This window comes from Streptomyces sp. NPDC042638, from assembly GCF_040647235.1.
GTDB lineage: Bacteria > Actinomycetota > Actinomycetes > Streptomycetales > Streptomycetaceae > Streptomyces > Streptomyces rameus.
This window is the reverse complement of sequence record NZ_JBEZBT010000004.1, coordinates 64,518-76,172: the sequence shown is the minus strand read 5'-3', so window position 1 is coordinate 76,172 and position 11,655 is coordinate 64,518. Positions and strand designations below refer to the sequence as shown.

The following is an 11,655-nucleotide window of genomic DNA, read 5'->3' as shown; positions in this document are numbered from 1 at the left end:
TGTGAGGCCCCCGCCGACCCCCAGGCCCCCGTATCAGACCAAAGACTTTCGACCCTGAGAGGGATTGACGCATAGTGCTCGACGTCAACTTCTTCGACGAGCTCCGGATCGGCCTGGCCACCGCTGACGACATCCGTCAGTGGAGCCACGGCGAGGTCAAGAAGCCCGAGACGATCAACTACCGCACCCTGAAGCCCGAAAAGGACGGACTCTTCTGCGAGAAGATCTTCGGTCCGACCCGGGACTGGGAGTGCTACTGCGGCAAGTACAAGCGTGTCCGATTCAAGGGCATCATCTGTGAGCGCTGTGGCGTCGAGGTCACGCGCGCCAAGGTGCGCCGTGAGCGGATGGGCCACATCGAGCTCGCCGCGCCCGTCACGCACATCTGGTACTTCAAGGGTGTCCCCTCGCGCCTCGGCTACCTGCTGGACCTGGCGCCCAAGGACCTCGAGAAGGTCATCTACTTCGCCGCGTACATGATCACGTACGTCGACGAGGAGCGCCGTACCCGCGACCTGCCCTCCCTGGAGGCGCACGTCTCGGTCGAGCGCCAGCAGATCGAGAACCGTCGCGACGCCGACCTCGAGGCCCGCGCCAAGAAGCTCGAGACCGACCTGGCCGAGCTGGAGGCCGAGGGCGCCAAGGCCGACGTGCGCCGTAAGGTGCGCGAGGGTGCCGAGCGCGAGATGAAGCAGCTGCGCGACCGTGCGCAGCGCGAGATCGACCGTCTCGACGAGGTGTGGAACCGGTTCAAGAACCTCAAGGTCCAGGACCTGGAGGGCGACGAGCTGCTCTACCGCGAGCTGCGTGACCGCTTCGGCACGTACTTCGACGGTTCGATGGGTGCCGCGGCGCTGCAGAAGCGCCTGGAGTCCTTCGACCTCGACGAGGAGGCCGAGCGCCTCCGCGAGATCATCCGCACCGGCAAGGGCCAGAAGAAGACCCGTGCGCTCAAGCGCCTCAAGGTCGTCTCCGCGTTCCTGCAGACCAGCAACAGCCCCAAGGGCATGGTGCTGGACTGCGTGCCGGTCATCCCGCCGGACCTGCGTCCGATGGTGCAGCTGGACGGTGGCCGCTTCGCGACCTCCGACCTGAACGACCTGTACCGCCGTGTCATCAACCGCAACAACCGCCTGAAGCGGCTTCTCGACCTCGGCGCGCCCGAGATCATCGTGAACAACGAGAAGCGCATGCTCCAGGAGGCCGTGGACGCCCTCTTCGACAACGGTCGTCGTGGTCGTCCGGTCACCGGTCCCGGTAACCGCCCGCTGAAGTCCCTCAGCGACATGCTGAAGGGCAAGCAGGGTCGTTTCCGTCAGAACCTGCTCGGCAAGCGAGTCGACTACTCGGCGCGTTCCGTCATCGTCGTCGGCCCGCAGCTGAAGCTGCACCAGTGCGGTCTGCCCAAGGCCATGGCGCTGGAGCTCTTCAAGCCGTTCGTGATGAAGCGCCTGGTGGACCTGAACCACGCGCAGAACATCAAGAGCGCCAAGCGCATGGTGGAGCGCGGCCGCACGGTCGTGTACGACGTCCTCGAAGAGGTCATCGCCGAGCACCCGGTGCTGCTGAACCGTGCTCCCACCCTGCACCGCCTCGGCATCCAGGCCTTCGAGCCGCAGCTGGTCGAGGGCAAGGCCATCCAGATCCACCCGCTCGTCTGCACCGCGTTCAACGCGGACTTCGACGGTGACCAGATGGCCGTGCACCTGCCGCTGTCCGCGGAGGCGCAGGCCGAGGCCCGCATCCTGATGCTGTCCTCGAACAACATCCTCAAGCCGGCCGACGGCCGCCCGGTGACGATGCCGACCCAGGACATGGTCCTCGGTCTGTTCTTCCTCACCACCGACGGCGAGCTGCGTGACACCAAGGGCGAGGGCCGCGCGTTCGGCTCCACGGCCGAGGCGATCATGGCGTTCGACGCCGGCGAGCTGGCGCTGCAGTCGCAGATCGACATCCGCTTCCCGGTGGGCACCATCCCGCCGCGCGGCTGGATGCCGCCGGCCCGCGAGGAGGGCGAGCCCGAGTGGCAGCAGGGGGACTCGTTCCGCCTGCGCACCACCCTGGGCCGCGCGCTCTTCAACGAGCTGCTGCCCGAGGACTACCCGTTCGTCGACTACTCGGTGGGCAAGAAGCAGCTCTCCGAGATCGTCAACGACCTGGCCGAGCGCTACCCCAAGGTCATCGTGGCGGCGACGCTCGACAACCTGAAGGCGTCCGGCTTCTACTGGGCGACCCGTTCCGGTGTCACCGTGGCCATCTCCGACGTCGTCGTTCCCGAGGCGAAGAAGGAGATCGTCAAGGGCTACGAGGCGCAGGACGAGAAGGTCCAGAAGCAGTACGAGCGCGGTCTGATCACCAAGGAAGAGCGCACTCAGGAGCTCATCGCGATCTGGACCAAGGCGACCAACGAGGTCGCCGAGGCGATGAACGAGAACTTCCCCAAGACCAACCCCATCTTCATGATGGTTGACTCGGGTGCCCGAGGAAACATGATGCAGATGCGGCAGATCGCCGGTATGCGTGGTCTGGTGTCGAACGCGAAGAACGAGACCATCCCGCGTCCGATCAAGGCGTCCTTCCGTGAGGGCCTGTCCGTGCTGGAGTACTTCATCTCCACGCACGGTGCCCGTAAGGGTCTGGCGGACACCGCCCTGCGTACCGCCGACTCGGGTTACCTCACCCGTCGTCTGGTCGACGTCTCGCAGGACGTCATCATCCGCGAGGAGGACTGCGGCACCGAGCGCGGTCTCAAGCTGGCCATCGCCGAGCGCGGCGCCGACGGCGTCCTGCGCAAGGCGGACAACGCCGAGACCAGCGTGTACGCGCGCTGCCTCGCCGAGGACATCGTCGTCGACGGCAAGGTGCTCGCCCCGGCGGGCGTCGACCTCGGTGACGTCCTCATCGACCAGCTGGTCAAGGCCGGCGTCGAGGAGGTCAAGACCCGCTCGGTCCTGACCTGTGAGTCCGCCGTCGGTACCTGCGCGATGTGCTACGGCCGTTCGCTGGCCACCGGCAAGCTGGTCGACATCGGTGAGGCGGTCGGCATCATCGCCGCCCAGTCCATCGGTGAGCCCGGTACCCAGCTGACGATGCGTACCTTCCACACCGGTGGTGTGGCCGGTGACGACATCACCCAGGGTCTGCCCCGTGTCGTCGAGCTCTTCGAGGCCCGTACCCCGAAGGGTGTCGCCCCGATCTCCGAGGCCTCCGGCCGCGTGCGGATCGAGGAGACCGAGAAGACCAAGAAGATCGTCGTCACCCCGGACGACGGCAGCGACGAGACGGCGTACCCGATCTCGAAGCGTGCCAAGGTCCTGGTCCGCGAGGGCGACCACGTCGAGGTGGGCCAGCAGCTCACCGTGGGTGCCACCAACCCGCACGACGTACTGCGCATCCTGGGTCAGCGTGCCGTCCAGGTCCACCTGGTCGGCGAGGTCCAGAAGGTCTACAACTCGCAGGGTGTGTCGATCCACGACAAGCACATCGAGATCATCATCCGGCAGATGCTCCGCCGCGTGACGATCATCGAGTCCGGTGACGCCGAGCTGCTGCCCGGCGAGCTGGTGGAGCGCTCGAAGTTCGAGACCGAGAACCGTCGTGTGGTCCAGGAGGGCGGTCACCCGGCCTCCGGTCGTCCGCAGCTGATGGGTATCACCAAGGCCTCGCTGGCGACGGAGTCCTGGCTGTCGGCCGCCTCCTTCCAGGAGACGACCCGAGTCCTGACGGATGCGGCGATCAACGCCAAGTCCGACAGCCTCATCGGCCTCAAGGAGAACGTCATCATCGGTAAGCTCATCCCGGCCGGTACGGGTCTGTCCCGCTACCGCAACATCCGGGTCGAGCCGACCGAGGAGGCCAAGGCCGCGATGTACTCGGCCGTCGGCTACGACGACATCGACTACTCGCCGTTCGGTACGGGCTCCGGCCAGGCCGTTCCGCTGGAGGACTACGACTACGGTCCGTACAACCAGTAAGCGAGCAGTCCGAGGGGCGGCCACTCCATCCGGGGTGGCCGCCCCTCGGCGTTGCCGGGGCCTGAGGGCCTCCAGGCGGCCGCCAGGGACCTCGCGGCGCCAGGACCGGGGCCCCGTGCCGTCCAGGCCGGCGGAGTGACCCCGATGCCCTCTGGCGGCGCTCGGTGGCGTGAGGGAGAGGGCCGGCGCATGTGTCCGCACACGGGCCCGGAATCAGCGATTCGAAGATCACCCGGCGAGCGGGGGCTTGACATGTTTCGCTGGAAGGAGCCACCGAGTCTCATTTGTTTTGACCGCAGCGAATGAGGTAGGTACGCTCAGACCTTGTGCCTGGGGTGTGCCCTGGCTCCTGTGCGTGCCTGTGAACCGCATGGCGAGCCGTGAGCGGCCACCGTGATCTGCGCCCTTTCCGCCTTGCGGCGGGAGTCTGGCGGATTCGACACACCCGACCGCGTGGGTCGGTGATGTTCCAGGTTAGCTTCACCATTCGGCACACAGAAACCGGAGAAGTAGTGCCTACGATCCAGCAGCTGGTCCGCAAGGGCCGGCAGGACAAGGTCGAGAAGAACAAGACGCCCGCACTCGAGGGTTCCCCTCAGCGTCGTGGCGTCTGCACGCGTGTGTTCACGACCACCCCGAAGAAGCCGAACTCGGCCCTGCGTAAGGTCGCGCGTGTGCGTCTGACCAGCGGTATCGAGGTCACTGCTTACATTCCGGGTGAGGGACACAACCTGCAGGAGCACTCCATCGTGCTCGTGCGCGGCGGCCGTGTGAAGGACCTGCCCGGTGTTCGCTACAAGATCATCCGCGGTTCGCTCGACACCCAGGGTGTCAAGAACCGCAAGCAGGCCCGCAGCCGCTACGGCGCCAAGAAGGAGAAGTAAGAATGCCTCGTAAGGGCCCTGCCCCGAAGCGCCCGGTCATCATCGACCCGGTCTACGGTTCTCCTCTTGTCACGTCGCTCATCAACAAGGTGCTGCTGAACGGCAAGCGCTCCACCGCCGAGCGCATCGTGTACGGCGCCATGGAGGGCCTGCGCGAGAAGACCAGCAACGACCCGGTCATCACGCTGAAGCGCGCGCTGGAGAACATCAAGCCCACGCTTGAGGTCAAGTCCCGCCGTGTCGGTGGCGCCACCTACCAGGTGCCGGTCGAGGTCAAGCCCGGCCGCGCCAACACCCTGGCGCTGCGCTGGCTGGTCGGTTACTCCCGCGCCCGTCGCGAGAAGACCATGACCGAGCGTCTCCTCAACGAGCTTCTCGACGCCTCGAACGGCCTCGGTGCGGCCGTGAAGAAGCGCGAGGACACCCACAAGATGGCCGAGTCCAACAAGGCCTTCGCGCACTACCGCTGGTAGTCGCTACCCACATCGAGACCGAGAGAAGACTGAAGCCTTATGGCTACCACTTCACTTGACCTGGCCAAGGTGCGCAACATCGGCATCATGGCCCACATCGACGCGGGCAAGACGACCACCACCGAGCGGATCCTGTTCTACACCGGTGTGTCTTACAAGATCGGTGAGGTCCACGACGGCGCTGCCACCATGGACTGGATGGAGCAGGAGCAGGAGCGTGGCATCACGATCACCTCTGCTGCCACCACCTGTCACTGGCCGCTGGAGAACGTCGACCACACCATCAACATCATCGACACCCCGGGCCACGTCGACTTCACCGTCGAGGTGGAGCGCTCCCTGCGCGTGCTCGACGGTGCCGTGACGGTGTTCGACGGTGTCGCCGGTGTTGAGCCCCAGTCCGAGACGGTGTGGCGTCAGGCGGACCGCTACGGCGTGCCGCGTATCTGCTTCGTCAACAAGCTCGACCGGACCGGTGCCGAGTTCCACCGCTGCGTCGACATGATCTCTGACCGCCTGGGCGCTCAGCCGATCGTGATGCAGCTGCCGATCGGTGCCGAGGCCGACTTCAAGGGCGTCATCGACCTCGTGACGATGAAGGCCCTGGTCTGGTCCGCCGAGGCCACCAAGGGCGAGATGTACGACACCGTCGACATCCCGGACACGCACACCGAGGCTGCCGAGGAGTACCGCGGCAAGCTGCTCGAGGCCGTGGCCGAGAACGACGAAGAGATCATGGAGCTGTACCTGGAGGGCCAGGAGCCTTCCGTGGAGCAGCTGTACGCCGCGATCCGTCGTATCACCATCGCGTCCGGCAAGGGCACCGGCACCACCGTCACCCCGGTGTTCTGCGGTACCGCGTTCAAGAACAAGGGCGTCCAGCCCCTGCTCGACGCGGTCGTGCGCTACCTCCCGTCCCCGGTCGACATCGAGGCCATCGAGGGCCACGCGGTCAACGACCCGGAGGAGGTCGTCCGCCGCAAGCCGTCCGACGACGAGCCGCTGTCCGCGCTGGCGTTCAAGATCATGAGCGACCCGCACCTCGGCAAGCTCACCTTCGTCCGGGTCTACTCGGGCCGCCTGGAGTCCGGCACCGCGGTGCTGAACTCCGTCAAGGGCAAGAAGGAGCGCATCGGCAAGATCTACCGCATGCACGCCAACAAGCGTGAGGAGATCGAGTCGGTGGGCGCCGGCGACATCGTCGCCGTCATGGGCCTGAAGCAGACCACCACCGGTGAGACGCTGTCCGACGACAAGAACCCGGTCATCCTGGAGTCCATGGACTTCCCGGCGCCGGTCATCGAGGTCGCCATCGAGCCCAAGTCGAAGGGCGACCAGGAGAAGCTCGGCGTCGCGATCCAGCGTCTCGCCGAGGAGGACCCGTCCTTCCAGGTCCACTCCGACGAGGAGACCGGCCAGACCATCATCGGCGGTATGGGCGAGCTGCACCTCGAGGTGCTGGTCGACCGCATGCGCCGTGAGTTCCGGGTCGAGGCCAACGTCGGCAAGCCCCAGGTCGCGTACCGTGAGACGATCCGCAAGGCCGTCGAGCGCGTGGACTACACCCACAAGAAGCAGACCGGTGGTACCGGTCAGTTCGCCAAGGTGCAGATCGCGATCGAGCCGATCGAGGGTGGCGACACCTCGTACGAGTTCGTGAACAAGGTGACCGGTGGTCGTATCCCGAAGGAGTACATCCCTTCGGTCGACGCCGGTGCGCAGGAGGCCATGCAGTTCGGCATCCTCGCCGGCTACGAGATGACCGGTGTCCGCGTGACGCTGCTCGACGGTGCCTACCACGAGGTCGACTCCTCCGAGCTGGCGTTCAAGATCGCCGGTTCGCAGGCCTTCAAGGAGGCCGCGCGCAAGGCTTCGCCCGTGCTCATGGAGCCGATGATGTCCGTCGAGGTCACCACGCCCGAGGACTACATGGGTGAGGTCATCGGCGACATCAACTCCCGCCGTGGTCAGATCCAGGCCATGGAGGAGCGGGCTGGTGCCCGCGTCGTCAAGGGCCTCGTGCCCCTGTCGGAGATGTTCGGCTACGTCGGCGACCTCCGCAGCAAGACGTCGGGTCGCGCAAGCTACTCGATGCAGTTCGACTCCTACGCCGAGGTTCCGCGGAACGTCGCCGAGGAGATCATCGCGAAGGCCAAGGGCGAGTAACGCACCGCGTTCACACGCCGTAGGCTTGACTCCGGAGCCTCACGGGGCATTCCACCGTAATCACGGAGGAATGTCCCGGGTTCCGGGCCTTTACAGCAAAGATCACCTGGCGCCGATGAAGTAAGGCGTACAGAACCACTCCACAGGAGGACCCCAGTGGCGAAGGCGAAGTTCGAGCGGACTAAGCCGCACGTCAACATCGGCACCATCGGTCACATCGACCACGGTAAGACGACCCTCACGGCCGCCATTACCAAGGTGCTGCACGACGCGTACCCGGACCTGAACGAGGCCACCCCGTTCGACAACATCGACAAGGCGCCCGAGGAGCGCCAGCGCGGTATCACCATCTCCATCGCGCACGTCGAGTACCAGACCGAGGCGCGTCACTACGCCCACGTCGACTGCCCTGGTCACGCGGACTACATCAAGAACATGATCACCGGTGCCGCGCAGATGGACGGCGCGATCCTGGTGGTCGCCGCCACCGACGGCCCGATGCCGCAGACCAAGGAGCACGTGCTCCTGGCCCGCCAGGTCGGCGTTCCGTACATCGTCGTCGCCCTGAACAAGGCCGACATGGTGGACGACGAGGAGATCCTGGAGCTCGTCGAGCTCGAGGTCCGTGAGCTCCTCTCCGAGTACGAGTTCCCGGGCGACGACGTTCCGGTCGTCAAGGTCTCCGCGCTCAAGGCCCTCGAGGGCGAGCAGGAGTGGGTCGACTCCGTCCTCAACCTGATGAAGGCTGTCGACGAGTCGATCCCGCAGCCCGAGCGCGACGTCGACAAGCCGTTCCTCATGCCGATCGAGGACGTCTTCACGATCACCGGTCGCGGTACGGTCGTCACCGGCCGTATCGAGCGTGGTGTCCTGAAGGTCAACGAGACCGTCGACATCATCGGCATCAAGACCGAGAAGACCACCACCACGGTCACCGGTATCGAGATGTTCCGCAAGCTGCTCGACGAGGGCCAGGCCGGTGAGAACGTCGGTCTGCTGCTCCGCGGCATCAAGCGCGAGGACGTCGAGCGCGGCCAGGTCATCATCAAGCCGGGCTCGGTCACCCCGCACACCTCGTTCGAGGCTCAGGCCTACATCCTGTCCAAGGACGAGGGCGGCCGTCACACGCCGTTCTTCAACAACTACCGCCCGCAGTTCTACTTCCGTACGACGGACGTGACCGGCGTCGTGACCCTCCCCGAGGGCACCGAGATGGTCATGCCGGGTGACAACACCGAGATGACGGTGGAGCTCATCCAGCCCGTCGCCATGGAAGAGGGCCTGAAGTTCGCCATCCGTGAGGGTGGTCGCACGGTGGGCGCCGGCCAGGTCACCAAGATCAACAAGTAAGTTCCGCTTGCTTGAAGGTCAACCGACCTGAAGGTCTCTGACCTGCGAGAGGCCCGTACGACTTCGGTCGTACGGGCCTCTTCCGCATTACCGGCTCCCTGTCGTTCCGGGGTTGCGCGCACGGTTCTCCGCGTGAGTACCGTGCCGCCCGCCGACGGGTCCGACCAGCCTCCCCTGTCCGACGAGCAGTGGGCGGCGTTCCTGCGCGACGCCGTCCGGCGCCCCAGGGAGCCGTCCGCGCGCGCCAGGACGCGGCTGGGCCGGCTCCGGGCCGGAGTGCGCCGCGGGCTCCGGCGTCCCGCCCGCTTCTCGGTGCGCGCCGGCGTACAGGCGGTCGTGCCCTGGCCGGCCGCGGCGGCCGTGGTGGTCTACGGCGCCTGGGAGCGGGGCCTGCTCTCCTGGGCCCGTGGGGACGCGTCGCCCGCCGCCGACCGACTCCTCGCACACGATCACCGGTCAGCCGTCCTACACCCTGAGAGGGGGAGACGCATGGTCGGCGTGTGGTGGTGGGGGAGGCACCGGGGCCGGTGGCGGCAGGAACTCGGTGAGACGGTGGGCGAGCAGTGCGGCCGGGTGGCGGGAGTTGGGCGGAAGATTCGCGGTCAGTGCACGGTGTACGGCCTCGGGGGCGACACCGCGTTCGAACCAGGCGGCGACGGCCGGGGTGAGGCGGCGGGTTCTGCCTCCGGTTCCGGCCCCGGTTGCGGTTCGGCGGGCTGAGGCGGGGGAGCGGCAGGTGGCCGTGGAGGCTGACTGCCACTCGGTTCGGGGTGGTCGGGAGTGCGGGTGGCCAGGGGCTGGTTGTACGAGACCGTGTACGTGACGATCCGGCCGCTGGGCAGGCGCGCGCGGATACGAGCCAGGTAGCCGTGGGCCTCCAGCTCGCGCAGGGCTGCCGCGATGCGGGTCTCGCCCTCGGGGAAGCGGGTGGCGAGAGTCTTGATGTCTACGCGGGTGCCGGAGGGCAGCGACTGGAGGTGGCAGGCGAGGCCGATCGCGGTGAGGGTCAGCCGGCGGTGGAGGCTGGTGGGGTCGGGTGGGTCGGTTCTCCCCCGGCCCGGTCATGGCAAGTATTGACCTCGCCCACGGCCGGGGCGCCGGTCACCGGGGCGGGGCGGGGCGGGGCGGGGCGGATCGCGATGCGGTGGGGCGGGTGCTCACCTCCGCCCAGACGGTCTTGCGCGGGTACCGCCCCTCGGTGACGCCCCAGCGGTCGGCGAGGGCCGCCACGAGCAGCAGGCCGCGGCCTGATTCGCCGTCCTCGGCCGGAGTGGTGAGCCGGGGCAGCCGGTCACCGCGCGTGTCGGTGACCTCGATGCGGAGCGTGCCGCCGGCGACGTAGAGCAGCAGCTGGAAGTCACGGCCGGGGACCCGGCCGTGGGTGGCGGCGTTCGCGGCGAGTTCGGCCACGATCTGCGTCGGTGCCTCCAACGGCAACCCCCACGTGCGCAGTTGCTGCTCGCTGAGCAACCGGGCGAGGCGGGCCCCGCGTGGCGTGGGGGACAGGCGGAGGCTGAAGTGAGGGATGTGCCCGTCGTGTTGGTTTTCAGGGGCAGCCGTTTCTTGATTCACGTCACTGAGCGTGGCGGAGTCTGCTTCCGTGAAGGGAGTGACTACGCCTGTACGTACGGCGACTGTCCAGGCTTTGTCTCGGCTGTCCCACCTGTCTCGGGCGTTGTACGGGTACGAGTGCGCGCCGCAGGAGGAGCGATGGGTGAGGGAGTGGACGAGGCCGGCTGGGACGTCGAGCCCGGCGACGAGATCGAGCCGGTGGTCCAGGCGGTGGGTCGCCTGCTCAAGGTCTGCCGGGAGGCGGCCGGGGTCTCGGTGCCAGAGCTTGCCGAGGCCATGGGGTACGGCGAGGACATGATCCGCAAGATCGAACGCGGGGCGCGGATCCCCCGGCCGGAGCTGCTGGACAGAGCGGACACGTTCCTGAAGGCGCAGGGCCACCTGAGGGCCTTCACGGAGGACATGAAGAAGGCCCGCTATCCGAAGAAGGTGCGGGAGCTGGCGGAGATGGAGGGGCGGGCGGTGGAGATGTTGCTGTACAGCAACCACAACATCCACGGCCTGTTGCAGACCGAGGAGTACGCGCGAGCGCTGCTGCGCACCTGGCGCCCGGCCTACTCGCCGGATCAGCTGGAGCGCATGCTGGCTGGGCGCATGGCCCGGAAGTCCGTCTTCGACCGCTCGCCCGCACCGGAGTTCAGCTTCGTCCAGGAAGAGGTGACGCTGCGGCGCCCGGTCGGGGACACATGGTGCTGCGCCGACAGCTCGAACATATGCTGGAAGTAGCTAAGTTGCCGTTCGTGGAGCTACAGGTGATGCCGACCGCGCGGGCGAATCACCCCGGGACGGGTGGGCTGATCGAAGTGCTGAAGTTTCTGGACGGAACAGCAGTTGGGCGTACCGACGGTGACTTCTCTGGTCGTCCGGTCTCGAACCCGAGGCAGCTCCGTGTCCTCGACCTGCGCTATGGCATCATCCGGGCTCAGGCGCTCACGCCAGAGGAGTCTCTGGTCTTCATCGAGCAAGCGCTGGGAGAACTATGAGCACCTCGGAACTCCGCTGGTTCAAGAGCAGCTACAGCAGCAGTAGCAACGGCAACGACTGCCTCGAAGTCGCCCCCACCCCCACCACCATCCACATCCGCGACTCCAAGCGCCCCGACGGTCCCCGTCTCACCGCCACCCCGGCCGCCTGGGCGGCGTTCGTGGACCTGGCCCGGCGGTCTTGAGCGACAGCTGAGTACACGTACTCAGGCGCCCCCGACGTCACGCCCCTAAGCTCCACCCCGTGACACGC

At 66.9% G+C, this 11,655-nt stretch carries 9 protein-coding genes and 1 pseudogene; 8 read left to right on the top strand and 2 right to left on the bottom strand.

Translation table 11 applies throughout. The features are described from left to right. The first annotated feature begins 74 nt into the window (after positions 1 to 74). The 6 genes from AB0B40_RS04935 (at position 75) to AB0B40_RS04910 (ending at position 9,567) form a co-directional block, all read left to right on the top strand. Positions 75 to 3,974 carry a DNA-directed RNA polymerase subunit beta' gene (locus AB0B40_RS04935; RefSeq protein WP_345046726.1) on the top strand — a complete coding sequence of 1,300 codons (3,900 nt, stop codon included), beginning with the start codon at positions 75 to 77 and terminating at the stop codon, positions 3,972 to 3,974. Between the two features lie 512 nt (positions 3,975 to 4,486). Further along, positions 4,487 to 4,858 (top strand): 30S ribosomal protein S12, encoded by a 372-nt coding sequence (gene rpsL / locus AB0B40_RS04930; protein ID WP_003948652.1) that lies wholly within the window; start codon positions 4,487 to 4,489, stop codon positions 4,856 to 4,858. 2 nt (positions 4,859 to 4,860) lie between these two features. Further along, positions 4,861 to 5,331: a 30S ribosomal protein S7 gene (gene rpsG / locus AB0B40_RS04925; RefSeq protein WP_007384059.1), complete on the top strand. Its 471-nt coding sequence runs from the start codon at positions 4,861 to 4,863 to the stop codon at positions 5,329 to 5,331. Between the two features lie 39 nt (positions 5,332 to 5,370). Beyond that, entirely contained in the window at positions 5,371 to 7,497 is a 2,127-nt protein-coding gene (gene fusA, locus AB0B40_RS04920; RefSeq protein ID WP_345046727.1) for an elongation factor G, read from the top strand. A gap of 156 nt (positions 7,498 to 7,653) precedes the next feature. Beyond that, a complete protein-coding gene (gene tuf / locus AB0B40_RS04915) occupies positions 7,654 to 8,847 on the top strand; it encodes an elongation factor Tu (protein WP_030345400.1) in 1,194 nt (397 codons plus the stop codon). Between the two features lie 132 nt (positions 8,848 to 8,979). Beyond that, positions 8,980 to 9,567 carry a hypothetical protein gene (locus tag AB0B40_RS04910; protein WP_362262879.1) on the top strand — a complete coding sequence of 196 codons (588 nt, stop codon included), beginning with the start codon at positions 8,980 to 8,982 and terminating at the stop codon, positions 9,565 to 9,567. On the opposite strand, the gene AB0B40_RS04905 is transcribed toward AB0B40_RS04910, so the two are convergent. After that, complete coding sequence (locus AB0B40_RS04905; RefSeq protein WP_362263138.1) at positions 9,450 to 9,815, bottom strand: hypothetical protein; 366 nt, start codon at positions 9,813 to 9,815, stop codon at positions 9,450 to 9,452. The genes AB0B40_RS04910 and AB0B40_RS04905 overlap by 118 nt on opposite strands. Before the next feature lie 133 nt (positions 9,816 to 9,948). Continuing rightward, positions 9,949 to 10,419, bottom strand: coding sequence for an ATP-binding protein (locus AB0B40_RS04900; protein ID WP_362262876.1), 471 nt, complete (start codon positions 10,417 to 10,419; stop codon positions 9,949 to 9,951). Positions 10,420 to 10,557: 138 nt separating this feature from the next. Between AB0B40_RS04900 and AB0B40_RS04895 the strand changes: the two are divergent. Both AB0B40_RS04895 and AB0B40_RS04890 read left to right on the top strand, forming a co-directional pair. After that, positions 10,558 to 11,402: pseudogene (locus AB0B40_RS04895) on the top strand (helix-turn-helix transcriptional regulator). Continuing rightward, positions 11,399 to 11,587 carry a DUF397 domain-containing protein gene (locus AB0B40_RS04890; protein WP_345046732.1) on the top strand — a complete coding sequence of 63 codons (189 nt, stop codon included), beginning with the start codon at positions 11,399 to 11,401 and terminating at the stop codon, positions 11,585 to 11,587. Before AB0B40_RS04895 ends, AB0B40_RS04890 begins: the two are co-directional and overlap by 4 nt. Positions 11,588 to 11,655 lie beyond the last annotated feature (68 nt).